At 44.2% G+C, this 26899-nt stretch carries 29 protein-coding genes and 3 pseudogenes; 7 read left to right on the forward strand and 25 right to left on the reverse strand.

All coding sequences use genetic code 11. The features are described 5' to 3' along the window. Positions 1 to 56 precede the first annotated feature (56 nt). The gene (locus tag ACKX2L_RS04675; RefSeq protein ID WP_497552738.1) at positions 57 to 1160 is read left to right on the forward strand and encodes a GGDEF domain-containing protein; all 1104 of its coding nucleotides are present in this window, start codon (positions 57 to 59) and stop codon (positions 1158 to 1160) included. A 107-nt stretch (positions 1161 to 1267) separates the two neighbouring features. On the opposite strand, the gene ACKX2L_RS04680 is transcribed toward ACKX2L_RS04675, so the two are convergent. From ACKX2L_RS04680 to ACKX2L_RS04705, 6 genes are all read right to left on the reverse strand, one after another. Beyond that, positions 1268 to 2527 (reverse strand): DUF4234 domain-containing protein, encoded by a 1260-nt coding sequence (locus ACKX2L_RS04680; protein ID WP_497550459.1) that lies wholly within the window; start codon positions 2525 to 2527, stop codon positions 1268 to 1270. A 23-nt stretch (positions 2528 to 2550) separates the two neighbouring features. Then, positions 2551 to 2982 carry a DUF2752 domain-containing protein gene (locus tag ACKX2L_RS04685; RefSeq protein WP_497550460.1) on the reverse strand — a complete coding sequence of 144 codons (432 nt, stop codon included), beginning with the start codon at positions 2980 to 2982 and terminating at the stop codon, positions 2551 to 2553. 130 nt (positions 2983 to 3112) lie between these two features. After that, positions 3113 to 4150 (reverse strand): glycoside hydrolase family 5 protein, encoded by a 1038-nt coding sequence (locus tag ACKX2L_RS04690; protein WP_497552739.1) that lies wholly within the window; start codon positions 4148 to 4150, stop codon positions 3113 to 3115. 5 nt (positions 4151 to 4155) lie between these two features. After that, on the reverse strand, positions 4156 to 5715 hold the full coding sequence (locus tag ACKX2L_RS04695; RefSeq protein ID WP_497552740.1) for an L-fucose/L-arabinose isomerase family protein: 1560 nt from the start codon (positions 5713 to 5715) through the stop codon (positions 4156 to 4158). 43 nt (positions 5716 to 5758) lie between these two features. Continuing rightward, positions 5759 to 7228 (reverse strand): xylulokinase, encoded by a 1470-nt coding sequence (xylB, locus tag ACKX2L_RS04700; protein WP_497552741.1) that lies wholly within the window; start codon positions 7226 to 7228, stop codon positions 5759 to 5761. A gap of 295 nt (positions 7229 to 7523) precedes the next feature. After that, positions 7524 to 8654, reverse strand: a complete 1131-nt coding sequence (locus ACKX2L_RS04705; RefSeq protein ID WP_497552742.1) for an ROK family transcriptional regulator — start codon at positions 8652 to 8654, stop codon at positions 7524 to 7526. A gap of 591 nt (positions 8655 to 9245) precedes the next feature. On the opposite strand from ACKX2L_RS04705, the gene ACKX2L_RS04710 reads away from it, so the two are divergent. After that, positions 9246 to 10322, forward strand: a complete 1077-nt coding sequence (locus ACKX2L_RS04710; RefSeq protein ID WP_497552743.1) for an iron-containing alcohol dehydrogenase family protein — start codon at positions 9246 to 9248, stop codon at positions 10320 to 10322. A 157-nt stretch (positions 10323 to 10479) separates the two neighbouring features. Next, positions 10480 to 10749 carry a TIGR03905 family TSCPD domain-containing protein gene (locus ACKX2L_RS04715; RefSeq protein WP_497550466.1) on the forward strand — a complete coding sequence of 90 codons (270 nt, stop codon included), beginning with the start codon at positions 10480 to 10482 and terminating at the stop codon, positions 10747 to 10749. 236 nt (positions 10750 to 10985) lie between these two features. Here the strand turns inward: ACKX2L_RS04715 and ACKX2L_RS04720 are convergent, their stop codons facing one another. The 3 genes from ACKX2L_RS04720 to ACKX2L_RS04730 all read right to left on the reverse strand — a co-directional run bounded on the left by ACKX2L_RS04720 (position 10986) and on the right by ACKX2L_RS04730 (position 14308). Continuing rightward, positions 10986 to 11993: a LacI family DNA-binding transcriptional regulator gene (locus ACKX2L_RS04720; protein WP_497552744.1), complete on the reverse strand. Its 1008-nt coding sequence runs from the start codon at positions 11991 to 11993 to the stop codon at positions 10986 to 10988. A 12-nt stretch (positions 11994 to 12005) separates the two neighbouring features. Then, positions 12006 to 13331 (reverse strand): MATE family efflux transporter, encoded by a 1326-nt coding sequence (locus tag ACKX2L_RS04725; protein ID WP_497552745.1) that lies wholly within the window; start codon positions 13329 to 13331, stop codon positions 12006 to 12008. A 674-nt stretch (positions 13332 to 14005) separates the two neighbouring features. Beyond that, positions 14006 to 14308, reverse strand: a complete 303-nt coding sequence (locus ACKX2L_RS04730) for a hypothetical protein (RefSeq protein ID WP_497552746.1) — start codon at positions 14306 to 14308, stop codon at positions 14006 to 14008. A gap of 131 nt (positions 14309 to 14439) precedes the next feature. On the opposite strand from ACKX2L_RS04730, the pseudogene ACKX2L_RS04735 reads away from it, so the two are divergent. Next, a pseudogene (locus ACKX2L_RS04735) lies at positions 14440 to 14948 on the forward strand (transposase); the annotation flags it as partial. A 458-nt stretch (positions 14949 to 15406) separates the two neighbouring features. Here the strand turns inward: ACKX2L_RS04735 and ACKX2L_RS04740 are convergent. The 6 genes and pseudogenes from ACKX2L_RS04740 to ACKX2L_RS04765 form a co-directional block, all read right to left on the reverse strand. After that, complete coding sequence (locus ACKX2L_RS04740; RefSeq protein WP_497550470.1) at positions 15407 to 15712, reverse strand: helix-turn-helix domain-containing protein; 306 nt, start codon at positions 15710 to 15712, stop codon at positions 15407 to 15409. Beyond that, positions 15709 to 15855, reverse strand: a pseudogene (locus ACKX2L_RS04745) (type II toxin-antitoxin system RelE/ParE family toxin); the annotation flags it as partial. The pseudogene ACKX2L_RS04745 and the gene ACKX2L_RS04740, both read right to left, overlap by 4 nt. 12 nt (positions 15856 to 15867) lie before the next feature. Next, positions 15868 to 16803 (reverse strand): virulence RhuM family protein/type II toxin-antitoxin system death-on-curing family toxin, encoded by a 936-nt coding sequence (locus tag ACKX2L_RS04750; RefSeq protein ID WP_497550471.1) that lies wholly within the window; start codon positions 16801 to 16803, stop codon positions 15868 to 15870. A 119-nt stretch (positions 16804 to 16922) separates the two neighbouring features. Beyond that, on the reverse strand, positions 16923 to 17261 hold the full coding sequence (locus ACKX2L_RS04755) for a helix-turn-helix domain-containing protein (protein WP_497550472.1): 339 nt from the start codon (positions 17259 to 17261) through the stop codon (positions 16923 to 16925). Continuing rightward, positions 17248 to 17694 carry a hypothetical protein gene (locus ACKX2L_RS04760; protein ID WP_497550473.1) on the reverse strand — a complete coding sequence of 149 codons (447 nt, stop codon included), beginning with the start codon at positions 17692 to 17694 and terminating at the stop codon, positions 17248 to 17250. The genes ACKX2L_RS04755 and ACKX2L_RS04760 overlap by 14 nt, the downstream gene beginning before the upstream one ends. A gap of 444 nt (positions 17695 to 18138) precedes the next feature. Then, positions 18139 to 18375 carry a winged helix-turn-helix transcriptional regulator gene (locus tag ACKX2L_RS04765; RefSeq protein ID WP_497550474.1) on the reverse strand — a complete coding sequence of 79 codons (237 nt, stop codon included), beginning with the start codon at positions 18373 to 18375 and terminating at the stop codon, positions 18139 to 18141. Positions 18376 to 18449: 74 nt separating this feature from the next. Between ACKX2L_RS04765 and ACKX2L_RS04770 the strand changes: the two genes are divergently transcribed. Beyond that, positions 18450 to 18848 carry a hypothetical protein gene (locus tag ACKX2L_RS04770; RefSeq protein ID WP_497550475.1) on the forward strand — a complete coding sequence of 133 codons (399 nt, stop codon included), beginning with the start codon at positions 18450 to 18452 and terminating at the stop codon, positions 18846 to 18848. Between the two features lie 2 nt (positions 18849 to 18850). After that, complete coding sequence (locus ACKX2L_RS04775; protein WP_497550476.1) at positions 18851 to 19312, forward strand: hypothetical protein; 462 nt, start codon at positions 18851 to 18853, stop codon at positions 19310 to 19312. A 436-nt stretch (positions 19313 to 19748) separates the two neighbouring features. Here ACKX2L_RS04775 and ACKX2L_RS04780 read toward each other — a convergent pair whose 3' ends face one another. The 10 genes and pseudogenes from ACKX2L_RS04780 to guaA form a co-directional block, all read right to left on the reverse strand. Beyond that, entirely contained in the window at positions 19749 to 20297 is a 549-nt protein-coding gene (locus ACKX2L_RS04780) for a GNAT family N-acetyltransferase (RefSeq protein ID WP_497550477.1), read from the reverse strand. A gap of 108 nt (positions 20298 to 20405) precedes the next feature. After that, a complete protein-coding gene (locus tag ACKX2L_RS04785; protein ID WP_022750486.1) occupies positions 20406 to 20708 on the reverse strand; it encodes a HigA family addiction module antitoxin in 303 nt (100 codons plus the stop codon). A 13-nt stretch (positions 20709 to 20721) separates the two neighbouring features. Further along, a complete protein-coding gene (locus tag ACKX2L_RS04790) occupies positions 20722 to 21003 on the reverse strand; it encodes a type II toxin-antitoxin system RelE/ParE family toxin (RefSeq protein ID WP_497552747.1) in 282 nt (93 codons plus the stop codon). A gap of 338 nt (positions 21004 to 21341) precedes the next feature. After that, positions 21342 to 21683 (reverse strand): hypothetical protein, encoded by a 342-nt coding sequence (locus ACKX2L_RS04795; RefSeq protein WP_497550479.1) that lies wholly within the window; start codon positions 21681 to 21683, stop codon positions 21342 to 21344. Between the two features lie 2 nt (positions 21684 to 21685). Then, positions 21686 to 22057: a hypothetical protein gene (locus ACKX2L_RS04800; protein ID WP_497550480.1), complete on the reverse strand. Its 372-nt coding sequence runs from the start codon at positions 22055 to 22057 to the stop codon at positions 21686 to 21688. A gap of 40 nt (positions 22058 to 22097) precedes the next feature. Further along, a pseudogene (locus ACKX2L_RS04805) lies at positions 22098 to 22274 on the reverse strand (site-specific integrase); the annotation flags it as partial. Positions 22275 to 22549: 275 nt separating this feature from the next. Further along, positions 22550 to 22909 carry a hypothetical protein gene (locus ACKX2L_RS04810; RefSeq protein ID WP_497552748.1) on the reverse strand — a complete coding sequence of 120 codons (360 nt, stop codon included), beginning with the start codon at positions 22907 to 22909 and terminating at the stop codon, positions 22550 to 22552. Next, on the reverse strand, positions 22896 to 23225 hold the full coding sequence (locus ACKX2L_RS04815; protein WP_497550482.1) for an ORF6N domain-containing protein: 330 nt from the start codon (positions 23223 to 23225) through the stop codon (positions 22896 to 22898). Before ACKX2L_RS04815 ends, ACKX2L_RS04810 begins: the two co-directional genes overlap by 14 nt. After that, a complete protein-coding gene (locus ACKX2L_RS04820; RefSeq protein ID WP_497550483.1) occupies positions 23149 to 23391 on the reverse strand; it encodes a helix-turn-helix domain-containing protein in 243 nt (80 codons plus the stop codon). Before ACKX2L_RS04820 ends, ACKX2L_RS04815 begins: the two co-directional genes overlap by 77 nt. 201 nt (positions 23392 to 23592) lie before the next feature. Continuing rightward, a complete protein-coding gene (guaA, locus tag ACKX2L_RS04825; protein ID WP_497552749.1) occupies positions 23593 to 25140 on the reverse strand; it encodes a glutamine-hydrolyzing GMP synthase in 1548 nt (515 codons plus the stop codon). Between the two features lie 293 nt (positions 25141 to 25433). Here guaA and ACKX2L_RS04830 point away from each other — a divergent pair, with 293 nt between their 5' ends. Further along, a complete protein-coding gene (locus ACKX2L_RS04830) occupies positions 25434 to 26783 on the forward strand; it encodes a uracil-xanthine permease family protein (RefSeq protein ID WP_497552750.1) in 1350 nt (449 codons plus the stop codon). Positions 26784 to 26899 lie beyond the last annotated feature (116 nt).

Below are 26899 nucleotides of genomic sequence, written 5' to 3' on the forward strand. Positions count from 1 at the left end.
ATGCTATACTGTTGGTGATTTTAAACATTTACACCTTCTCGAAATAAAGGAGCACAATGAAACTGTTTCCCATCGTATATGCTGATTTGATCAGTGCCTCCATCGTTCTATATGTGTGGATCCGGATCTATGCCAATCCCACTTTAGAAACAAAAGCAGTACACCTGTTTCGAAATATCGGGATCACTATATTCGTCACTCTGGTCCTGGATCATATCTGGGAATATTTCTATGAGATCTCCGATCTGTCCAAGGCTTCCCGGCATTTACTGAATACCATATCAAGCCTGGAATTCCTATGTATCCCTGTGATCTTCTTTTTTCTTCTTATGTATCACAGAGACCAGTGGGATCTCGGAGACACCCTTGCCCTGGCAGCAGACGCCGGTCTTCTGATTCTAAATCTTTTAAATATCTGGATTCCTACGTATGCAAAAACCACCAAGGGTCTTTATATGGTCAACGCCCCTGCGGCAAAATGGATCTATCCGGGGATTGTCCTCCTCTTTTGCTTTATTCTTACGCATGATATCCTCTTATCTCATGATATTGATGTAGAAAACCGCATCATGGTCATTTTCACTGCCTTGATTGCAGCACTTGGCTCAGCCGGCTGTTATTTCGACGGCGATGTCGTATCGGTCTGGGAATGCGTTTCTATTGTCTATCTCTTACTGTTTCTTACTTTTGTCCGTATCTTCGATAAGACCGATCAGGTGACCGGCATTCCCAATCGCAATGCTTTTACCCTGGCCTTCTTCCGAAAGAAAAAGAAGTTAGCGCCGGTTCTGGTATCCTTTGATCTGAATCATCTGAAAAACTTTAATGATAATATGGGACATAGCACAGGAGATCAGTATCTCTTTGCTTTTGCCATGACCGCTCAGAAAGAATTAAAGCCCTATGGTAAGCTTTACCGTGTCGGTGGCGATGAATTCTGCCTGATTTCCTATGATGATCCGAAAGGGATCCAGGCCGTCATTGACAGGCTGCAGGAGATGGAGAGATCCAATTCGGCTTTCGGCGATTTCCCCTTGGATTTTGCTTATGGCATAGCGATCCGAAGCGAGGGCGAATCCAATGAAGCTCTCTATAAACGGGCGGATGCTTTGATGTATGAAAACAAACGAAAGAGTGAGAGCGGACAGGCGCGGATGTGAATGAAGTATGTCCTGCCACAATGCGTATAAATCGTATATATAAGTAAAAAAGCCTATCTGTCAATCATTCGACAGATAGGCTTTTTCATCACAGATGCGCTATGGCCTTATTGCATTCCCATACTTCTGTTATATGCATCATTCACTTTATTCATATTACTGAAGACGATATATATTGCAATATAAATTCCGATACTACAGGTCAGAATACCCAAGAGATACCAGAGAAGGATCGTCGTACCATTTTCCTGAACCATAAGTCCGTATCGATTTCCTGTTCTCTGAATCCTGTTTCCTAACTTGTAGAAATAGATGTACTGGTAAATTCCGCATGTCACCCAGGAAAGAAGGATAAAAGCAAGCAGTCCCGGCGTATTCTCGCCATCGCCCTGTCCGGTGATATTGATATCCCTGCTGATGCAATAGATCAAATACAGATCATAGATCCCACATGTGATCCATCCGAGAAACAGATAGGCAAGGAAACTGTAATTCGTTTTGAGCGGTCCGACATAATACATATTTTGTCCGGCTCCGTACTGCGGCCCACCTGCAGTTTCATTCCCATTGAAGTTTGTATTTTTGTTTTTATTTGCATTCTTTTCCTGAAGTTCTCTCAGCTCATCAAGAAATTCCGTAGAGACGAAATGGAAGGAATCCTTCACCGCATCAGAAAAGGCCTCTCCCATTCTCACCGGGGAGACAGGAAGTCCCATCGATGCCGTAAAACCGATGATTCCACCAATCGATATACCTGCCATGACAAAAATCCAAATCAACCAAGTCAGATTGGTATATCCATATTTCATATAAGGTAAAGTAAAAATCAAAAACCGGATCAGACCAACCACAGCAGCCAGAGCACCGGAAATGATCGTGGTCAGGATAAATTCCGAGGCCTTCTCATCCTTCCATCTCGTAAAGACCGTGAACATAACTGCTGCCATCAGGGCAAAAGAAGCGGCCTGAAGAAGCCGTAACAGGTTGGCCCCCAATAAGCTTCCAAATCCTAAGAAATGGAACCCGTCAAACAGGTCGCGAAAAAACGAAGTGATGATATGATATACCGATGGAACTCCATTTTGAAGAAAGAACCATCCCAAAATAACACACATCACAATGGCAAAAATCTGGATCGGCTGATAGGACTTCTGACTTCCTGATCCATTCTGATTCCACTGATTCTGCTGGTTCCATTGATTCTGCTGAGTCCACTGGCCTTGCTGATCCTGCCGACTCCATTGATCCTGCTGATTCCTCTGATCTTGCCGGTTTTCTTCTCCCCCCTCCTGGTAAAGCGGATGACCGCATTTTTTGCAAAACTTCATGCCATCCTCGTTTTGTTCCCCACAATTTGTACAATACATTCCATACCTCCCCCATCATAGGATCACGTCAGTGACTGGATTTTTTGTAGCAAAAAATCCGCTGCCTTAAAAATGAATCCGTTCTCGGGATCGAATACAACAATATCCTGAGCCACGAAAATCATTCTCCAAAAAAATACTATCATAAAAGCAATCACTATGCCTACTAGAAAATATTTTTTTATTATTCCAGGCACCACATTCCTGAACAGATAAACAGGAATGGCCACAAAGGGCAGAATAAACAAGGGATGATAGTAGAAAGCCTGCTTCAGATCCCCCCGCAGAAATGCCAGTATTGCCCTGGTCATACCGCAGCCCGGGCAGGATATCCCTGTCAGAAATTTGATGGGACAGGTGATCCCCACAGAGAACAAGGATCCATAAAGCAGTGCAATTGCAAGAACTGCCGATATTGCAGATTTTGTCTTACTGTGTATACTTTTATTTTTCATGATGGTGGGACCCCTGGACTAAAATCAGAAACACTCCTGCCCTATATTTCAATGAAATATGCCTTGTACATATTATGAAGTGGGTGTCAAATGACACCCACTTCATCTTATCATATCGGAATACATATTCCTATGAATGCGATGGCACCAGTCCGAAATCCTTCTCTTTATAATTCCAGAGGGCATGTCCGATTCCATATTTATCAAATACGGAATCGATGTCTTCTATCCATCTCTTCCGGTCTTCCTCTGCTGCGCGATCGATCACGCCATATTCACCACAATAGAGCATGGCCTGATCTTTTTCTGCTTTTTCAATGGCCGGAGCGAAGATGTCTTCAAAGAAGCCCTGGCCGATTTCACGAATTCCCGGCTTATAAACAGCCCCTGCCAGATCCGCGGAAAGAGCATCTCCTGCCTCGCGGTATTCCCGGAGCGTCTTCGGATAGCCGATTCGAAAATCGGTCGGCATTCCTTCTACCCAATAGGCCCCCTGATGTGTGAACACCATGGGCTCATAGCAGTGGAAGTTATAAACGATCTTATCATCCACAGGCACATCGATCAGTGGAACAGACAAAACGTTGTTATAACATACTCCTCCAATAATCAAATATGCGTTCGGAACGATCTCCCGCATAAGCCCGATATACCTGGCCAGCAGTTGATTCCAGGCGTCTGCCACATCCGGAAGAACCACTTCATTCAAGGGTTCAAAAGCAACCATATCCGTATGATCCTGAAAACGACTGGCTATTTCTTTCCACAATTCCAGAAAGCGCTCCTGTAATGCAGCGTCATAGAAGAAGATCCTCCGATCCATATTCTTCTTCAAGGGATCAAAAGAGTAGCCATAGCACTCATGTAAATCAATCAGCATCTTGAGTCCCAAATGCTCACACCACTGTCTGCAATTTTCCAGATAGGTGAATCCGCTCTCTTTGATTCTACCATCCTCTTCCTGTAAAACGTTATAATCCACAGGAACTCTTACATGGTCAAATCCCATCTCCTTAATCTTTTGAAGATCTTTTTCCGTAATAAATGTATCGAAATGCTCTCTGTCATAATGGTCGAACTGGGAGATCCAGCCGCCCAGATTGACGCCCTTTTGAAATCCGATCAATTTCCTCATCTGCTCTCCCGCTCCTCTTTTCACACTTTCCATTCGAATCAGATGGTTCCCCAGGGATTCTCCGTTTTGTAGAGTCTTCCTGCCGGATGATTGTAACCGATCTTGTCAGGACTTACTCCGATGAATTTCAATGCATCATAGAGTGCCTTTCCGTAATGTCCGAACATGACTGCACCATGATGAGGGAAATGCTCCTCGATCAGGCAGTAGCGATAGAAACGTCCCATTTCGGGAATGGCAAATACACCGATGGATCCGAAGGATCTCGTAGCAACCGGAAGGACCTCTCCCTCTGCAGCATATGCACGAAGATCCGCATCTGCAGTCGATTGAAGTCGATAAAATGTGATTTCTCCAGGCATAATATCGCCCTCCATGGTGCCGTCACACCATTCCTTCGGATGGGTATTGGCCATGATCTTCTGATATCCGATATGAGGATTCGTCAGATGTCCGGAACAGGTATTACCACAATGGAAGCCCATAAAGGTATCTGTGTGCTTCCAGTCATAGTCGAATTTACCCTTGATCTCTTCCTCGTACATATCCTTCGGAACGGAATTATTGATGTCCAGAAGGGTTACAGGCTGACCGGATACGCACCAGCCGATGTATTCAGACAGTGTTCCATAAATATCGACCTCGCAGGAAACCGGTATTCCACGCCCGGTGAGGCGGCTGTTGACATAACAGGGAACAAATTTGAACATATCCTCAAAAGCCGGCCAGCACTTGGAAGTCAAAGCTACATATTTCCGATATCCGATATGTTCATCGATCCAGTCAAGGAGCGTTGCCTCATAAGCGGCAAATTTATCCAGCATGTCGGACTGAGCCTTTGTCATGGAAGATGCTTCAAAATGAAGCTCCTTCATCATATCTGCCTTGATTTCAGCAATGCGTATATTTTGTTTCTCAATGACCTCCGAAGGCAGATGATATTTCTCCGGGCAATAGTGCTTTTCATATGCTTCAAAGAGATCCAGCTCAGACTCCTCTTCGATCTCGACATTTAAATTATAGAGCTGACGGATGGGTGCGTTGCAGGCCAAAAAGTTCTGCGGTCTGGGGCCGAAAGAAATAATTTTCAAGCCATCCAGTCCGATTCTGACGCGGGCAACCGGGATAAATTCATGGATCATATCTGCACAGTCTTCTGCATCTCCCACCGGATATTCCGGAATCCATGCCTTGGTATTACGGATATTAAGGTTATAGGACGCATTCAGCATTCCGCAGTAAGCATCGCCTCTTCCTTCAATACCAAGTGTATTTTTTCCTTCCTCTGCTGCGGCACAGAACATCACAGGACCATCAAAGTGCTTTGCAAGAAGGGTTTCGGAAATCTCCGGTCCGAAATTTCCCAGATATACACATAATGCATTGCATCCGGCCTTCTTCACATCTTCCAGGGCATGAACCATATCGATCTCTGACTCAACGATTGTGATCGGGCACTCATAGATATCATCTGTTCCGTACTTTTTCTCATATGCTTTTACCACAGCTTTTCTGCGGTTGACTGCAAGAGGAGCAGGGAAGCAGTCTCTGGATACTGCAACAATACCAATTTTTACTTCAGGAATATTATTTGTCATTTCGATCTCCTTTTCTAACCTTCTTATTACAACCTACAACTTATTACAACTTAGGAAAAATGTTTTTCAAAGCCGGATATAGTTCATGAAAGATACGATAGCGTTCCTCATATCGCTCGGCAATTTCCGGATCGGGCTCTATTTTTCCCTTTATCGAAATCAACTTACGGCAGGCATCTTCGACCGATGGATAGCGTCCATCTGCAACCGCAGCCAGGATTGCTCCGCCGTATCCCGGTCCCTGTTCTGTCTTCGGCATGGTAAGCTCGATATTCATCACGTTACATACGATTTTTCTCCAGATCGGGCTCTTCGATCCCCCTCCACAGATCATCGACGAGCTGACAGAAGCCCCCGCCTTTTTTGCTTCTTCCAGAGAATCCCGCATACCAAAAGCAACGCCTTCCATCATAGCCAAAACAAGGTCTGTTCGGATGCTGTCCATACTCATACCGATGAAACAGCTTCTTGCACTGGGGTCATTGTGGGGAGCCCTTTCGCCCATGAGATATGGCAGGAAAAATACCTGATTTCGGCCCAGCATTTCATCTTTGATCTGTGAACTCTCCGCATCATAATCCTTGGTATGAAAGATTTCCTCCATCAGCCATTTATTGCAGGAGGCAGCACTCAGCATACAGCCCATTAAATGAAAACTGCCATCCGCATGAGCAAAGGAATGGATCCCTTCCGAGGGGAGCATAAAGGTCCGATTGGAAAGGAAAAGCGTTCCGGAGGTTCCAAGAGAAATATTGCATTTCCCATCTCCTACGGTTCCCGTTCCAACAGCCGCTGCAGCATTATCTCCTGCGCCCGCAGCAACCAGGACATTGGCGGGAAGACCAAGTTCCTCTGCTGTCTCTGGAAGAAGAGTACCAACCGGATCATAAGACTCGAATAGTTCTGGTAACTGGTCTTGTCTGAGTCCGCAAATATCAAGCATTTCTTTTGACCAGCATTTATTCTTCACATCGAGAAGCAGCGTTCCGGAGGCATCGGAATAATCCGTGCAGAAAGTCCCGGTCAATCGATAATTGATATAATCCTTTGGGAGCATGATCTTACAAATCCGTCTATAATTCTCCGGTTCCTTATTCTTGACCCAGAGGATCTTCGGCGCTGTAAAGCCTGCGAATGCAATATTTCCGGTGTATTCACGAAGCTTGTCTTTTCCGATCTCCTGATTCAAATCATCGGTTTCCTTCTGGGTTCGTCCGTCATTCCATAAAATTGCCGGGCGAATGACCCTGTCCTTTTCATCCAGGATCACAAGACCATGCATCTGCCCTGCGACTCCGATCGCACCGACCTGCTCTGAAGGGATCCCATCGAGGAGTTCCTTCAGACCACCCTTTACTGCATTCCACCAATCCAAAGGATCCTGCTCGGACCAGCCGGGATGCGGGAAAGACAAAGGATACTCTCTGGATACGATCTTCGCGATCGTGCCAGTCTCTTCCATCAGAAGAAGCTTGACAGCGCTTGTACCGAGATCAATGCCGATATCATACATATACTTCCCCTTTCTATCTGTAATTTGATGCAACGAAGCCGTTTCTTTTTTCGTAAAAGCCTTCTATTCCTTTTCTAACTTTGAAAGCTTATACACTACCCTTCTTACGACTCATTCTTACGACTCATATGTACAGATACAACTTGTTATGCAACTTTTATAAATATTGTTTCTAAAAGTATCTTTATACTATTTCTTTCTATTTTCAATGTCAATACAGCCAGATGTATTTAGTGATAGTGCAAAAAAATGGAGCGGGAACTTTGTGAAAGTTTCCGCTCGTATAAGCAAATGATTAAATCTTGTTGACAAACTTCTCATTGAAATGCCAGGCTGCACCAACCATTCCGGCACGTTTCTGTTTTCCAATCGATAAATAATCCGCATGTTGCGAGAAGGGATCTCTTTCTGCCACCAGTTCTTTCAAATGCGGCAGATAGTCCTCCATAAATTCCGCCACGAAGCCACCTAAAATAATGTCGCAGTCAAAGCTCATCCGGATATTGACGATTCCAATCGACAGGTGCAAAAGCACATCCTCCCATAGGTTCTCCAGATTCCTGTCGCCGGACGCAAGTTTTTCAAAAAACTCCTCAGCTGACAAGCCGATATCCCTTGTAAATCGGTTGGCGCTGCAATAAGCCTCCAGACATCCATTTCTTCCGCAATTGCACTTTCGTCCTCCCGGCTCTACGCACATATGTCCGAATTCAGCACACCTGTTGTTGTCTCCCTTCAGAATATGTCCTCCGAAAGCCAGGGCTCCGCCAACCCCATTCTCAAGAAGAAGATAAGCAAAGGGTCTCTTTCTTATCTCTGCAGGGCGAAGAAGCAGTTCGGCCAGCCCCGCCGCTTTCGAGTCGTTTACAATATACAAAGGATAATCACACGACTCCCTGATCCTTTTCATGCTGAAATCTGACAAACGAACCGTTGGCGAACTTACGATTCTGTCGTTTTTGGTATCAAAAACCCCCGGTATGGTGATACCGATCCCGAGTATTTTCTCTGAAAGCAGATGGTTCTCTTGAATAAATAACTTGCTTTCCTCGGAAACCCTTTCATCAAAATGCAGATCATTTTCGACACGGGTGCTTTTATATGCGATTGGTCTACCTTTCAGATCCAAAGCAAGCATTCTGATGTGATTGGATGAAATAGAGACCCCGATCGCATATCTGGCATCCGCCACTGCTTCATAAGCCTGCGGCGGTCTCCCGCCTGTGGATTTCTGCACCGCCCCGATCCGGATCAATCCGGCATCCGAAAGTTCCTGAACGTTCTGATAGATGGTGGGGAGAGAATAGCCCAGATTCAGAACCATCTGATGTTTGGAGACCGGCTCTTCACTCTCCAGAATATATCGATAGATCCTATTTCTTGTCTGACGCCTTTGTTCAGTAACAGCAGGCTCTAAGTTGTTCATATCGATGGATATCCCCTTCCTCGGCGTTGATGTGCTTTTGTATTAGAATATCACAGAATCAACTGTTGTGGCGAAGAGGTCAAAAAAAAGATCTCACGGACTATTGTCCGCACCCCCATCGTTTTCCCCTGTAAGCGGCAAGTTCCTTTTCGCGAAAAGCTGATATACCTTTCCTTATGTCTTTTTCAGACGGTCCACCTGTAAAATATTACTCATAATAGTCACCACCATCCTTTCATAAGACCATTGTAATGATGGTCCGCCTCATATACCACTTACAGTTGATGTAATGTTTCTTCATGCTTGTCTTGTCTATTTATTCTTGTTGCAGCATCCCCTGCAACGTATAATAGAACAAAGGAGAACATGCCATGTTTCAGTTCCGAAGGTGGATAACAGATGCGGCCCGCGGACTGGAGCGGGATAAAGCCGGTAATCCGGCCGCGAAACGAGATGATCTATCATCTCGCCATTACCACCGATGAGGAAGATCATGCACGAACATTGCTTAATCTTGGAAAGGATCAGGGAATATAACCTTTTTTAACTGTTTAGTCTTGGTTCTTTTTTTTATATGGAAAGGTGTATGTTATGAAATTTTATATGCCCGTAAAACTTTATCAGGAAGTGAATTGCGTAAGGAATCACGCATCAGAAATAGCCTCGCTGGGCAGCAGGGCTGTCCTCGTTACCGGCGGCAGCTCTTCCAAGAAGAACGGATCGCTCTCAGATGTTGAAGGTGTTCTCAATGATTCTGGAATCCCCTACACACTTTTTGATGGTGTTGAACAGAATCCTTCGACCGATACCGTGATGAAAATCCGGGATCAGGCCGTGGATTTCGGCGCCGATCTCTGTATCGGCATCGGCGGCGGCTCCTCGCTTGACGCGGCAAAGGCCGCAGCGCTGATGATCAAAAACCACGACAAGGGAATCGATTATCTCTACGAAAAAGGAAACCCTGTCGATACCATTCCCGTCATTGAAGTTCCCACCACATGCGGAACCGGCTCAGAGGTCACGGCAGTATCTGTCCTTACGAACCATAAGACCAATACCAAAGGCTCCATTCCATACAAGATTTTTCCGTCGCTTGGCCTTACTGATCCGGGATATCTCAAATCACTTCCTCTATCCATACTGAGAAATACCGCTGTCGACGCGCTGGCTCATCTGTGGGAGAGCCTGATCAACGCACATTCTGACAGCTACAGCAACATGACGGCGGAAGCCGGCCTGAAGGCATGGTCATTGAACAGAGATATTCTCTCCGGAATGGTCCGGGCGTCCGATAGGGATTTTTCGAACCTAATGACCGCATCTGTCCTGGGAGGAATGTCGATTGCCCAGGTCGGGACCACGATTCCTCACGGTCTTTCCTACGCGCTCACCTTAAACGCCGGTATCCCTCACGGACAGGCATGCGGATATTTTGAGGCCGGCTATCTGTCTCACGCAGATAAGGATCTCCGAGATAAGGCTCTCTCCCTCGCCGGATTCAAGGATCTCGACGACTGGCGCGAATTTTATTCTGAAGTAAGTGAGCAGCTCACCGTAAGCGATGAGGTTCTCTCCCGTGCCGTCGATGAGCTCCAGGAATCCAAGATGGCTCTCGCCCCGTTTCACTGCGACAGGAAAATCCTTAACGAGATAGCAAAGGATCTTTAATTTGCTCTGAAAAAGGCTACTCAGGTTATAAATTGCGGCGTATTTTGGAGCAATTCGAGATGTGGTGCTAAACCGTAATAAAAACATCATAATAGGCAGAAACTCAGAAATCAGAGCAGCAATATGAAAGATGCATTTTGATTGGAGGCAGGAAACAGTGGAGAATTACAGAGTAAAGACACAGGGGACATGTTCCTCAGAGATCCTTTTCGGACTTGAGAATGGAAAGCTTTATAATGTCCAGTTCATTGGCGGATGTCCCGGCAATACAGCCGCAATCGGCAAACTCCTTGAAGGGACAGACGCACAGCGGGCAGTCGATCTTCTTAAAGGAAACAAATGCGGATCCCGCCCCACATCCTGTGCAGATCAGCTGGCCAGAGGCGTTGAGCAGGCGCTGGCACAGGTAAAGGCACAGACCGCATGATCCAGGCACTGGCACATCATACTGCAATATGATTGACCCATCGGATCTGCTATAATCCAAGACAGCAATAACCGTCGATCATATATTGCTTCAAAATTTAACTGGCCCACTGACGAAATTCGACGACCGATTTGATTTTACGCGATAGCATACAGATATGATGACATCTAATGCGTAAAACTGGACTGGTCTATCCGCATTTGCAATGTGCATTTTTTGCACATTGCTTTCTCGAATCAATTCCTTCTCCCACAGCTCATCCGCGGAACGAACTGTACCGGAATTTTATCCGTTACCGAATAACTTCTGTCTGTTTTCATCCGATCCAGATACTCCACTGCTTTTCCCGCGCGCAAAAACACATCCTGCCGGACAGAGGATAACTGCGGCATGACATTTCTGCATAACTCCATGTCGTCAAAGCCAACAACCCAAATATCTTCCGGGACACTTATCCCTGCGTGAATCAGAAAGTACATGATTTCAACCGCATAATAATCCGAGGCGGCAAACACCGCATCATAATCCTGAAATACCGGTAAGATATCCCGATAATGTGCCTGTCTTTCTTTTTTACTCATAGGCACTTCCAGAAAATCAACTGTTCTTCCATAACCGGAGCAAAGCCCCTCATATCTGTCAAAATCCGGTTTCAGCCGGTTATCCGCGATAAATAATATCTTCTCTCTGCCGTTTTCCCTGAAGAACGCGCCGACCTGCCTTCCTCCGTCATAATCATCCAGCATCAGATTGCAGATGTTTCTGTTATTCTGAAAAAAGCCGTCATATACAACAAATGGTATTCTGATGCGGTCACGAAGTTTCTGATACTCATCTTCGCAGAAACCCATGATTACCATTCCATCCATATTCCACATGGATGCGAAGGGGACAATATCCATAATATTGTTTGTCTTCTTCAGCATTAAAAAATACCCATGGCTTTCCAGCGCATCGGATAACGCATTGACCGCGCTGCTGACGAACGGGTCTTCCAGAACATGTCCTTCATATTTCGGATGATTATTTACGACCACTCCGACAATCCTCGAATTGTTCTGCGAAAGGAGCGTCGCGGCCATATTCGGAATATATCCCCTTTCAACGAGTTTTTCCTGCACCCGTCTGACAGTTGCGTCGGATATCTTTTTTGTTTTGCCGTGGATAACATTGGAAACCGTCGCTGTACTGACGCCCAATTCATCCGCAATATCAATAATCCGGATCTTCTTTTCATCCCACATATTCATCACCAGTTATTGTAGCGTATGCATCCATTTTCTGCTTCTGAACATAATAACAGATACGATCAGACGGACCAGTTCTTCCTGCGATAAAACAAAGTAGACCCAGATAACCGGCAGCTTTAAATACAGTCCTGTAAGCAGTGCCAGAGGTACGCCGATCAGCCAGGTTCCCATCATGTCAATCATCATGACATACTTTGTTTTTCCGCCGCTTCGGATGATTCCGCCTCCCAGTATCATATTCTGTACCTTCACAGGCATCAGGATCGCAAATGCTGCCATAATATCTGCGCCAATTGTGCGAACATCTCCTGATACGTTGAACAGCTGAACATACGGATTTCTGATCAAAATCAATAACAGCGTGAAGACCAGTGATCCGACCACTCCAAGACCGCATAGCTTTTTGGAATCCTCATAAGCAGCATCATATTCCCTGCTGCCCAGCCTTTTGCCGATCAGAATCCCGGCTGCCTGAGACAGGCCGCTTAATGCTCCCATGGTCAGGCCTTGAACAGCGCCCGTCAACGACATTCCTGCCAGTTCATTAGTCCCCATATGCCCATAAACATATGTGTATACGCTTTGTCCCACGGACCAGAAAAACTCATTCAAAACAATCGGCAGAAGCATCAGAAAGTACTGCGAATATCCTGCCTTTCCAAGGCTTAACGAAATACGAATCCGCCCATATAATCTGCAAAAACACAGGATGGAAATCAGTGCTCCTGCTGCCTGGGATATGACACTCGCATATGCGGCGCCTGCTATTCCAAGACGCGGCGCGCCAAAATTTCCAAATATAAAGCAGTAGTTTAAAACTGTATTGAGCAAAGCAGAAAAAATGCCGATATAAAGCGGCCAGGTTGATTTGTCCCGGCATCGCAGTGCCGTCCCCAGAATGTTACAGATCCCCAGCGGAATGAATGTCCATGAGATAATCCCGAGATAAGTGCTGCCCTCTGCGATTACCTGCTCTTCTTCCGTAAACATTCCCACGAACGGATTCTGGAAAAGGCTGAAAACAGATAGAAAGGTAAGCCCGGTTAATATCATCACCAGAAAATTGATACAGATGCTCTTTTCCTCTGCTTCTCTGTTGTGGTTGCCAATGTACTGCGAGATCATGATTCCTGTGATCGTACTGATTGCTCCAATGACAAACGCATAAATAAAACTGGGCTTTCCGGCAATTTCAACCGCAGCAACACTTTTATTTCCAAGCTGACCGACCATGATCTGATCGACCATGGAAAAGGAAGACTGCAGCATGGATTGTAATGCCACCGGTATAGAGATGCGCAGCACATCTTGTAAAAATCTTTTATCTGACATGGGGTTTCTCCTTTACGCTTTTATTTCATAGTATTTAACAAAAGCTCATTCCACAATAGGTTAATCGCGTAACCCGCATATAATAATGTCTTTTTGCGCTCTTATAATTTGCAACTTCCTGTAATCCTTTTAAAAAGATGTGACTCCATCTGTCTGAAAATATTTGCAGCAACAATGGTTTTGACTGCATTTATTGGCGGCACATTGGGGCATGTAGCTAATACTGCATCTTTCATGGGCTGGGTTATTATGATTTCGCTGATCGTCATTTCCATACTGCGAATTATAATTTTCAAGGCAATGGATATCGCAAGAGTATTTGACGTTACTGTCGAGGAATTATTCACCTTCACAGACGGAGGTAAATAGGTGGTTCCGTTTTCAGGCAAAAAGGGTGGTCGGTAAACGCCGAATCTTTTTTGGAAAAATGTACTCACGAGGCATAGAAAAAGTCCGAACACCCAGTGTTTATGCCGGGTTCCGGACTTCCAATATTTATTCCAGCTCTATACTGACCACTATATATTGAGTCTATATAATTTAATTCATAATATATAGTATAACTCCTCTAATTATTCCACCCAATCTACAACTATTTTGGAATTTTAATAGACATTTTATAGATATTATTGGTAACTCCATGCATCACAAGCGATACACTAATCCATTCTTTCTTATTTGTATTTATTCCTATTCTTTATAAAATCCCAATTTTCATATGCCACTAACATTATTGTAAAGAACAGAATACAAAAAAAAGAAACTTTACTTTTCCATAAACTTACCGGTATTAGCAACCCCAATAAAACTCCAAAAATAATAAAACGTTTTCCAATAATCTTACAAACTTTATTAGCATTTAGATCAGAATAATCTCCTGTTAAAAATGACAAAGCCATATCTTTATTCTTAGTTTTTCTTACATAGATGCCCATCAATATCATGACACCTGCATAAACGATATTAAATATCAACACTTGCATATCTCCACCTTTTCTTGATAGAGTCCATATAATGGTGTAAATTCAATAATTCAAAAGAGCCAATGGCTCAGCCCTCAGGTATAATGAGAATCGCGACATTCAACATAGTACCGAAAGGAAAACCAATGGCTCAACTCAATATTACATTGAATCAGGAAGAAATTCTACAACTTCTTTCAAAAGATCACGAACAGGCTTTCCGTGAGCTGCTGAAGAGCAGTCTTAACAGCATATTGATGGCGGAATCCACTGCCAACTGAAGGCAGAGCCCTATGAACGTTCAGAGGAGCGTACAGACAGCCGCAACGGCACACGGGAGCGTGAACTTAAGGCCCGGATAGGGCGGATCACATGAACGGTGCCCAGGCATCGCAATGTCCCGTTCAAGACTCTTGTCTTCGAGAATTATTCCCGAAGTGAAGCCGCTCTGATCGCCTATGGGACAAACCAGAACGGACACCATGAAATTCTCGGCTTCGGCGTGTTCGATAACGAATCGAAGCCTACTTGGAATACTTTCCTCCAGAGCCTGAAAAATCGCGGTCTCAAGGATCTCCTGATGATTACAGTGGATACCCATGAAGGCATCCAGAACGCCATCAGCAAGGTGTTCCCGGATGTTCCGTGGCAGCGGAACAACAAAAACTCCGGGCAGCCTAAGACATAGCACTCTTTCAGGCGCCATCAAGAGAGCTTGTGGCAGCCAAGGGATGCAAGGCATCCCCCGGTGCTACCGGCACCTAAAAGGGAATCAATTTACACACAAATTTGGACTTGACTCATTTTCAACAATCCATTCATCATATGGGGCAAATATCATAAGGGGCGATAGCAGGAGCAGGTCGTCGCCGACAATATTGATACCGCACAGAAAGAGAGGCTGTAAATCCACTAAATATAAGGGTCTACAGCCTCTCGCTTATCATTTCATCTCAGCTTCCTTCGTTCCGCAACTCCTGAAATATGCGATTTTTCATATGAAAACGTATCATTTTGATGCGCTTTTGCACTTATTCTATATCGCCGCGCTACTGGTGTATTCAAAGTGTATCCAGAGCCATTTCCTCGATGTTTCAATTCTCTCCAGAATGGTCACCCTTTAGATACGACTCTTGCAGCATCTGGAAGGAATTCCAACCGTAGCTTCATGCCCATCCCAGCAGCAAGTCTCTGTAATGTACGGATCGACGGATTGGCATTGCCTCTTTCAAGCTTACTGATGTCACTCTGTGTAATTCCTGTCCGTTCAGATAATTCCTTCTGCGTTAAGCCGGACTGTTGCCTGGCATCAATAATTGCCTGAATGATGGCACGCTCTGGCTGGAGAGCCTCATATTCTTTCTTGAATTCAGGATCCTGAAGTTGTTCCTTGAGAAAATCATCAAATTTCACGCTCATTTCCGATCCTCCCTTCTACTAAGATAATCTGCGCGGTATTTCTTTGCGCGCTCAATCTCTCTTGGTGGTATTTTCTGCGTTTTCTTGACAAACCCGTTGGTTAATATAATGCGCTGATCTACATAAAAGAAATATAGCACCCTCTTCTAATCAAATCACATGTTAAGTAAATTCATAACCAGCTTTACCATAACATCCTTTTCCTCTGGATTAGATTCTGCAATCATAAGTGTAATAGCGACTAGTTCTCCGTCACCAATACGTTTATTGCCGTCTCTAAGTAATGCATCATTTCTCTCCAAAAATTCCAAAAACAAAGAAGCCGCTATTCTTTTACACCCATCCGCAAACGGATGATCTTTGATCATAAAGTATAAAAGATTTGAAGCCTTTTCTTCTATGGAAGGATAAGCATCTTCTCCAAATGCGCTTTGATAAATAGCGGAAATGATACCGTTTACTTTTCCCTTTTCTTTTTCCACTCCAAACACATCAGTCTCAAATGAATCCTTCATGTGCGAAACCATTTTCATACAGTCGTCATAGGTAATCCTATAAATAGGTTTTGCCCCCGTAGGCTTTACTATCGCTTGATGATCGTACTGGTCTAACAAATTCAAACTGTCTGTATATAAATTAACCGCACGAAGTACATCTTTTTCCTCAACATTTAACGCATCCGCCAGCATTCTGGTTTGAATATCAACTGTCTTTTGCAATGCATGTAAGCGTTTCTCATTTATTGCATAGCCATCAATCATGTACTGCTTTAAGATTTTACTTGCCCATTGGCGAAATTCGATACCTCGTTTTGATTTAACGCGATAACCTACAGATATGATGACATCTAATGAATAAAAGTGGACTGGTCGATCCGCATTTGCAATGTGCATTTTTTGCACATTTCTTTCTCGAATCAATTCTTTCTCCTTAAAAATATTATTTACATGCCTCGTAATTACTGTTCTATCCACATTAAATAATTCTGTCATCTGCGCTTGCGAAAGCCATACCGTATCTCCATCCATCGGCACAGACAAAGTCACTTCCTTATCAGATGTTTCAAATAGTATAATCTCACTTTCCCTCACTAAAAACACCTCCCGCGCATATTACTTTTTTCCGCATTTTTTAATTTCTTCCACAAACTGTCTATCCGGCTTAATTCCTGATAATATCTTTTCAATTAATTCGGCTAGTTCCAACGCCATCAGACCGATTGTTTTAAAGCCTCTATATACCCCAACAATCTATCTTTTTGCGATTTCTTAAGACTTTCCATTTCAATCAAAAGATCATATTCCTCTGTGCCTTTTGTAACCACTCGATAATCCAACTCCTCTACAGATTGAACCGTGTCCTGCAACAATTCATATGGCGTTACATTTAACACCTTACAAATAATCATTATTTTATCCGCAGACGGGTTCGTTTTCTTTCGTTTCCAATCACTAATAGTACTCTGTGCTATTCCTGTAGCTTTCGAAAAGTCCATCTGGGTAATTTCACGTTCTTCAATCAATTTAAAAATGCGTTCACTTATTGTCATTTTCCGCTCCCTTTTCCATTACACTTTCTGCTATCCATAACTTAAACTCCTCCGGGCAAGCAACTATCCACTCAAAGAAATAAGAGGCGAGTTTCTCAAGTGTAATTCCAAAATCTTTCAATGCATTTCGATTTAAGAAATCGTAAACTTCGCTTTCCATAGAAAGTGAATACCCATCCTCCGTATCTGTTACACTAACTGGGTTTTCATGAAGCCTTTGCAATACTAACGCTCTGATAAAATCATCCATTTCTATTGTATTCTCTTTATCTAAATCGACCTTACCGAACAGTCGCTCATACAAATCAAAAGACATAAGAATTCTATCTGTATCAAATATTTTACATTTGACAGGATTTCCATAAACCTTATAAAAATCATCTGAATCAAATTTTTCTATCAATTCTCTAGAAGAAATCTCCGGACACACCATAACTTTTGCCCTCCTCTCTATCTTTCTGCATTTATACGTTCTTTCGTACAACATCCGTATATACGTTATGTTACTTCCATATTCAAGCAATGTCAAGATGCTATGTCATCACAATTGTTGCTTTAATCAGACAGTACGGCAACAGTACTTTGAGAAAAAGCAAAAGCCGTGAAACCCGTTATTTCAAAGGTCTCACGGCTTATTACGTTCTTATTCCAGCTCGAGTCTCCCTAAAGAAATCTGCGTAATTTATCTAGCTGCTCCACTACTTTTTCTCGGTTTTATCACGCATTGGGATCACATTAATTTATATCGCATTCAAAGTGTACTCAAAATGTACTCACGGCTGTTCTTAGTTCACACTACTTCGCGGCTGGTGCATCCACTTGTACCCACTTGCTTCTTTGTCTGAATCAGTCGCCCCATCAGTCACCTTGCGCGAAGTCAATATTGATCATGCTTGATCTCCCAATGTCCGTGATTTCCGCTTCCAACGTAATGTAATTCATCCATTTCGTTAATTATCCTTTGAAGAGTACGGAGACTGATTGATAACTTTTCCGCCATTTCTTTCCGGGTAATTCTGTTATTTGACTTCACCATTGAGAGAATGCCAGATTCATAGGATTCTCTTATTTTTCCTTCATCGTGAGTGCCACCGTGAGGAACATTGGCACTCACGCCCGTCCCCCAGCCTTCTCCGCAGTGGCGGTGGATCTCAGCCATATGCACAGACATATTATGTCGCTTCAGATATGCATGCACGAGATATCGCGAATGGCGTTTACCATGACGGACATTATGATAAGAACCCGACCGCAAAAAACATTAATGATATAATCAATAGAAATTACATTGGAAATAAGAACACCAATATCGATATGCCTTATGTCATTGATACGAATGGTAATATCATTGTTGGCAGGCGGAACAAAAACGGTAGGAATGGAGCGCCGACTCCGCATCCCACTCTGATCGGCGGCCGCGATCCACAGGTTCAGATGGCAGGTATTGTCCACATCCAGGGAGGCAAAATCGCATCTTATGACAATCAAAGTGGTCATTATAAACCCAACAAAAAATCTATGGATGCCGCAGACAAGGCGTTTAGCAAGCTGCCAAAATCAGTATTCAAAAAGAAACGAGGTCGTTGAAAATGAAGAAATCGATTCAAGATTATACGGAATATCTTTTTCATTGCACTTTCACGGATGAATCCTTTGATCCGGAGGATCATGAAGATCACCTGAAAGCATCCTGGGAATTATTTGATGCCTACGACTGGGCGAACATCTATCCCATTTGGAAACAGTATCTCCACAGCTATTGCGATACTCCGGCAAAAGTAATTAATTTTGTCAATCTTTATGTTTATTATGAGGCCGGTGATAAACCAATCCCTGACCCCATTGATTTCATCAGTTATCTTTATTACCGGGTTGATATGGATCAATACTGGGACGAGGCCGGCGAACTCTTTGAAAGTCTGGCCATCAATATTCTGACACATGCAAAGCTCATAAACATGATTGCTGATCCATACTATTCGCCGCTTAAAGATGAACGCATCCTGAACGGGATTGCACGCTGGAGGGCGCGGTGTGGAAAGACGCAGTAAGCTTCTTTGATTGCCGCTTCCTGAAGCAGTTACATTGTCAATCACGAAAAGCCCCTGGGTAGTCCGTACTGATTGCTCACGGGGCTCTTCCTGATATTGCAGTAAAGTAAAGTTTATTTGATTCTACCCCCTCCCCCGATATTTCGGCATTATATTTCTTTTCTACCGATTAGAAATTTTATCAATATAATAATGACTCTCTCCATCATAATAAACATCATGGTATGAGCGATCATTTGCTAGATCCCTGGTTCCTGTACCGACATGCCCTGCAACTATCGTTTTATAAAACTTTCCTTTTGATGAGGTGTCTTCCTGAGGCACCCCTAATTTACCGCTTACTTCTTTGAAAGACTATGCTTCTGTATGCGCTTGCTTTGAATGCGCAGGGCCGCCTCAACATGCTTGATCCAACTTCTGGAAAAAGGCATCTGAATCAGTCCAGTTCCAGGCGCATCAGCACCAACTCCTGCCATTGGGAATCTCTTGTCCTGAATCCTCTGGGGTTGCGTCCATATTCAAGGAAGCCAAGACTTCTGTACAGTCCAATTGCCCGCTCGTTGTCAGATACCGCTTCCAGTTCAAGTTGGCTGTATCCCGCCTGTTTCGCACATTCGATGCACGCGGTCATCAATGCCCTGCCAATTCCAAGTCCCCAGTAGTCCTTTTCTATACTGATCCCGCACGACGCGCGGTGCCTGATTTTTTCTCTCAACCCAATTGCATATACCCCCGCCGTGCCGACGATTCTGTCATCAACGATGGCACAGATTTCTGCTTCAAAAGGACTGCATTCCTTGTTCTGAAGAAAATCAGCTTCCTCGCCGATAGTGATATTCTTTTCATCCGGGTATGACAGCAGATATTCCGTCTCTCCATGTGTTTTGTTGAAGTGTACCAGAATCTCTTCCGCGTCAGAAGTGGATGCGCTTCTCAGCAGGCATTGATAGCCGTCTCTTAATCTAATCTCCTTTCTGTACCGCATCCTCGCTCCTCCAGTCTGTATAATCTGCACCTAAATCGTACCCATCGGACATAGAAAAATCCCCGCCAGTCCGTCAATTCGTTTGCTTTTTACGATTTTTTGCAACCATTAACCTTGCATAAGATTGTAAGGCCTGATATCTGACATATCAACAATCTTACCTGTTACCTTAAGCATATCAAGATCATACTGATTCTGAATGTTAAGCCAAAACTGAGGAGTTGTTCCAAAGTACATTGCGAATCTCATAGCAGTGTCAGCTGTAATTCCTCTCTTTCCGTTTAGAATATCACTGATTCTCGACTGAGGAATATGAACCTCCTTGGCAAGTCTATATGCTGTTACATTCATTGGTTCCAAAAACTCCTCCTGTAATATTTCTCCAGGTGATACAGGTCCTAAATCTATCATATAGGTCACCTCCTTAGTGATAATCACCAATTTCTTCAATAATTACGTTTCCGTTATTCCAATGGAAACATATTCTATACTGATCGTTTATTCTAATGCTATGCTGACCTTCACGATTGCCTTTGAATGCTTCAAGATGATTAGAAGGCGGTATTCTCAAATCATTAATGCTTGCAGCCGAGTGAATCATTACAAGCTTTCTTCTCGCTGTCTTCTGAATGTCATGAGGCAGCTTCGTCGAGAAATTCATATTCCATATTTTTTCGGCCTCTTTATCATGCCATTCCGCTATCATTTACTTCTGTTCTCCATTAGTACTTCTGCTTTAAAGATACACCTTATTAATCGTTTTGTCAATTCTCTACTCAATAAATCCTTTTTATTGTTTCAACGCTTCAATATACCCCCGTGTGCCAGAATAGATGTCAGTGAAGCTTGAAGTTATGTGTGATATCATTTTAGATATCGCAGGAAGGAGCTTCAGCGAAAGGAAAAAGCTCTCGCAGAAACAGCTCATCCAGAGCGTTGGAATAGTCGTGCAATCCGTAACTGGGATAATATCGATAAAGTATTTTTAAATCCTGATAAGGTTGACAAATTTCGATACTGTCTCCAGTGATACTATAACTACAATTATTTCCTTGCCTCGCCTCCCTTATGTGGTTCTGCCAGATAATCTTCACAACTGTCATCCCATTTTTTCTTATCAATCCACTCAAAAGCGCTTGTGACATAGTCCTTATCCAAACTATAAACATATTCTTTCGCAATACTGTAGCTATTTTCTTTTGTAATAGGCATATCATCCAAAAAAGCACAAAATTCCGAATATACATTTGAAATAGCAGAGCCTTCTCCCTCGAACAAAAATGGGTTCATGCCACTTAAGAAATTTCCCAATTCTTCGCCTTTATGCTCGTCCCAGTATGCATCTAATGTAAAAAAAATCATAGTAAATAATTCAAAACTATTCATATCTATTTCCTCTTTGTTGGATTTCTATATAGTCCAGTCTCCCTATCCCATATTTTCGGCGTTAGATTTCTTCCTCCTTCATTGATTGTCTGATTCAGGCTTCTTACCCAGTCCTGTGTTCCGTTTTCATTCATCTTGACATTCCAATCATTCCCATATTTGTCCTTACCCATATAGGCGTTAGAATCATTCGCAAGATTTACCAACAACTCTCGATTTTCAGGAGTATCCGCAAGGTGCCCCTCCCTTTCTTCAAATATGTGTTTAATCTGAGCATCATTCTGAGGAAGTTTTATCTTCCCTTTTAGATAATCAGGAATATCACGAAATCTCCAGTATGTAAACCATTTAATATCACAATTTCTCCTCGTCACATAACACAACGTGGCAGTTGAATTATCGTGGAAAGTACGTTCACCCTTGTATTCTTTCCTTTTCTAGTCTATCTGCAATCTCCTCCTGCACGCCGGGAAAAAGATGTGCATAGTAATATGTAATCCTCTCACTTTGGTGTCCAACACGCTTTCCGATAGCAACTGCTGAAAAGCCCATATGAATTAATAAAGACACATGACTGTGTCTAAGATCATGATTTACATCAAAATGGTGTCACAAAAGAGCATAAAAAATCCGCAAGCCCTGCAAAATCAAGGGCTTGCGGATACATTATTTATCACTTTGTCACTCCAGCTCCCCAGTTTCAACTCTTTTTCTCGTGTGAAATACTGGTAAATTCAGCGTTTCTATTTTTTTATCTTCCCCAAAGCACCCTATATTTCTTGTGCTTTCCAGAAAAATAGAATCATTTTAGAATCACTCATCAAGGATTGTGATTCTATTGTTCTATTTTAAGCAACTGACTTTTGTCAGATTTCTCTGGCTTCACCGCCCTTATGTTCCTCGGCAATATATCTCTTGCACCCATTCTTCCATTTGTCATAATCAGATTCTTCAAAGGCCTCTGTTACATCAACATAATCTATTGTCTTTGCAAAGGTTTTTGCTAATTCAAAGCTATTATCGAGAGTTATGGTTTTTCCTTTCATGTATCGGCAAAACTCATCATAATTAGCCGGATCAGCGGAACCTATATCTTGCCACAAAAAAGGATTCATTTCTCCTATCAAATTATTGATTCTGTCATCGGTAGAGTCAGCATAATAATTATCTATCCAAAAAAACATCATTGTATACAACTCAAATTCGTTCATTTTATCGTCTGCCACCGCGTCCATCTGGGTCATCATCCTTTGAGATGCCATTTTGGCATCTCAAAAACTCTTCCTCCGACAGTTGGAAACAAAAGTCTTCAGGAAATCGTTTCTTATTGCGCTTAACCGCACGGTTCAGAGCTCCTGTTTCGACCTTGTATAACATAGCAAGATCACTATCCAGCATAACCTGCTTCCCACGTACGATATGAATTTGACTCCTAATATCTATAGTTTCCACTTTCAACGGTATATTATCCGTTGTCTGAATCTGCTCCGTTTTCGCCACTTGCCCCTCCATATTTAACACCTTTCCCCACCAATTCCTCATATTTCAGCTGATATGCTATAAGTCTTGGTATGTACTCCGGAGGAGTACGACGACCAGCCTCCCAATCCTCAAGTGTTCGAACCGAAATCCCAGTGTGCTCTGAGAATTCTTTTCGATTCATTTTCACACCCTCACGTAATTCTTTAATCACCTTTGCAATATCCATTTCATTCTCCTCGCATTGCGTTTTCTTGATTATATCATGTCCGCTCCATGCACGCAATGTGTGGTTTAAGGAAGCCATTTATAGAATCAATTTAGAATCACTATTAGAATCATTACAAAAAAGAGCTGGGAGCAAATGCTCTCAGCCCTTGATCTTACTGGTTTTCTATGCAATTGCAAACTACTTGGAACTACTCACCCGTTACTCCAGCTCAATTGTTCCCGGCGGCTTACTTGTAATATCATAGAGTACCCTGTTTACATGGCTCACTTCATTGATGATCCGACTGGTCACTGTCTTCAGCACCTCATAAGGGATCTCAACGATGTCCGCCGTCATGAAATCGACAGTATTGACGGCGCGAAGCGCGATTGCATAGTCATAGGTCCGCTCGTCACCCATGACGCCGACAGAGCGCATATTGGTCAGTGCTGCGAAATACTGGCCGGCGGTCTTGTTCAAACCGGCTTTCTTCATCTCCTCGCGGAAAATGGCATCGGCGTCCTGAACGATCTTGACCTTCTCCGCCGTGACCTCTCCGATGATCCGGATGCCAAGGCCCGGCCCCGGGAAGGGCTGTCGCATCACAAGTTCTTCCGGTATTCCCAAATGCAGACCAACCCGACGAACTTCATCCTTAAAGAGATTCCGGAGCGGCTCAATGATCTCCTTAAAATCAACATGTTCCGGCAGACCGCCCACATTATGATGGGACTTTATGGTGGCGGATTCCCCGCCCAGGCCGGATTCTACAACATCCGGATAGATGGTGCCCTGAGCCAGATAGTCGACCCGGCCGATCTTCTTCGCTTCTTCTTCGAAGACACGAATAAATTCCTCACCAATGATCTTTCGTTTTTTCTCCGGCTCGGTCACACCGGCGAGTTTCTGATAATAACGTTCCTTGGCATTGACCCGGATAAAGTTCAGATCAAACTGACCGCCTTCACCAAAGACAGCCTCAACCTGGTCGCCCTCATCCTTTCGGAGAAGACCGTGGTCTACGAAAACACAGGTCAGCTGCTTTCCGATGGCCCGGGAAAGAAGGCCTGCCGCAACAGAAGAGTCGACACCGCCGGACAAGGCCAGAAGGACTTTACCGTCTCCGATCTTCTCACGAAGCTCGCTGATCGTCCTCTCTGCGAAATCCTCCATCCTCCAGTCACCGGAACATCCGCATACATTTAATACGAAGTTCTTAAGCATTTCCTTACCAAATTCACTGTGAAGTACTTCCGGATGATACTGAAAAGCATAGAGTTTCTTTTCCGGATTTTCTGCTGCTGCCACCGGACAATTTGCGGTATGGGCTGTGATATGAAAACCGGGAGCGACCTTACTAATGTAGTCATTATGGCTCATCCAGACAATGGAACTTTCCGGCACGCCTGCAAAAAGAGGACTTGTCGGATCATCCACTGAGATCCGCGTCTTCCCATACTCGCGCTCCGGGGCGTGGTCTACATTTCCGCCGAGGACATGCATCATCAGCTGGGCGCCGTAGCAGAGGCCCAAAACAGGGATTCCAAGCTCGAACAGTTCCTTGGGAGCAGTTGCGCTGCCCTCCTCGAAGACGCTGTTGGGGCCGCCGGTCAGAATAATTCCCCGAGGCTTCATCTTACGGATCTCTTCCAGAGGCGTCCGATAAGAATAGATCTCGCAGTAAACATTATTTTCGCGGACCCGGCGGGCGACAAGCTGGTTGTACTGGCCGCCGAAATCTATAACGATGACTTTCTCCTGCTGCATGATTCCCTGCTTTCTAGTAATCTGTCGGTTTGACTTTTCTTATTATAAACACAGGCCGTCTTTTTCACAAGGCTTCCAAGACACATTCGGCATCCTTGTGGTTCTTCCATCCACTTTAATTCACAAGGCTTCCAAGACACATTCGGCATCCTTGTGGCTCTTCCATCCACTTTAATAAATAGGGAATTTTCCAATTCTACCGGTCTGCATTTCATTTTACCTTTGTATCGTGTATACTAAGCGATTGGAGTCATGCCAAATGGCACATACAAGTAGTAAGATGGGAGTGTATTATGAACAAAAATGTAATCGATGATGCCCGTGTTCTGGGCTATCCGAAGATGCTTCTTCTGGGCCTGCAGCACATGTTCGCCATGTTCGGTGCGACAATTCTCGTCCCGATTCTGGTCAACAACTATTTCAAGGGAGAGGGCCTCAATATCCAGGTCACCCTCTTCTGCGCAGGTATGGGCACCCTGCTGTTTCATCTTTTGACCAAGGGAAAAGTTCCCGCTTTCCTCGGTTCTTCCTTCGCCTTCCTTGGCGGATTTGCAACCGTAGCGAATCTGAAGACCGGTATCTATAAGAATATGACCATGGGAGAGAAACTCCCCTATGCCTGCGGTGGCATCGTTGTGGCCGGACTCCTCTACCTGGTTCTGGCTCTGGTCATTAAGCTGGTCGGTGTAAAGAAGGTCATGCGATATCTGCCTCCGGTCGTCACCGGCCCGATCATCATCTGTATCGGTCTTTCTCTTGCTCCCTCTGCCATCAGCAATGCCAAGACCAACTGGATTCTTGCCCTGATTGCGCTTGCAACCGTTGTCATCTTCAATGTCTGGGGCAAGGGCATGTTCAAGATCATACCGATCCTGATGGGCGTCGTCATCTCCTATCTCTGCGCAGTCATTTTCCAGCTCTTGGGAATGACCAATGCCGACGGCTCCTCCATTATCGAATTCGGTGAGATTGCCAAAGCCTCCATTGTCAGTTTCCAGCCTTTCCAGATCTGCAAATTTGATCCGACCGCAATCTTCGTCATGGCCCCGATCGCCATTGCGACCATGATGGAACACATCGGTGATATCTCTGCGATCTCCGCTACCTGCGGCAAGGACTTCATCACAGATCCCGGCTTAAACCGTACCCTTCTCGGTGATGGTCTTGCAACTGCTATGGCCGGTCTGATCGGCGGTCCTGCCAATACCACCTATGGCGAAAATACCGGTGTCCTGGAGCTTTCCAAGGTTCATGATCCCCGGGTCATCCGGATCGCAGCCATCTATGCTGTCATTCTCTCCTTCTTCCCGAAGGTTGCGGAGCTCATTGGTACCATGCCTTCTGCCATCATCGGCGGTATCTCCTTCATCCTCTATGGAATGATCTCCGCCATCGGTGTTCGAAATGTTGTAGAGAATCGGGTGGACTTCAAGAATTCCCGGAACCTGATCGTAGCTGCAGTGATCCTTGTCACCGGTCTTGGCTTCTCCGAAGGCATCACCTTCACCATCGGGAAGGTCACCATCACACTGACTTCCCTGGCCCTGGCCTCCATTTTCGGCATCGTATTAAATGCCATCCTGCCGAATAAGGATTATGATTTTAATGAGGAAGAAGTTTCCGAATTGAAGCGCGAAAATTAAGAAAATTGATCATGTACCTGGATAAGGCCATCCCTTCGGGGGTGGCCTTATTGACTTCTGGAATACCTTTGACTACAATAGCGATGACTATTTAGAGTGGGTTCTTCGGGACTCGA

Source organism: Porcibacter vitabionis, from assembly GCF_046263795.1.
Classification (GTDB): Bacteria; Bacillota; Clostridia; order Lachnospirales; family Lachnospiraceae; genus Lachnocurva.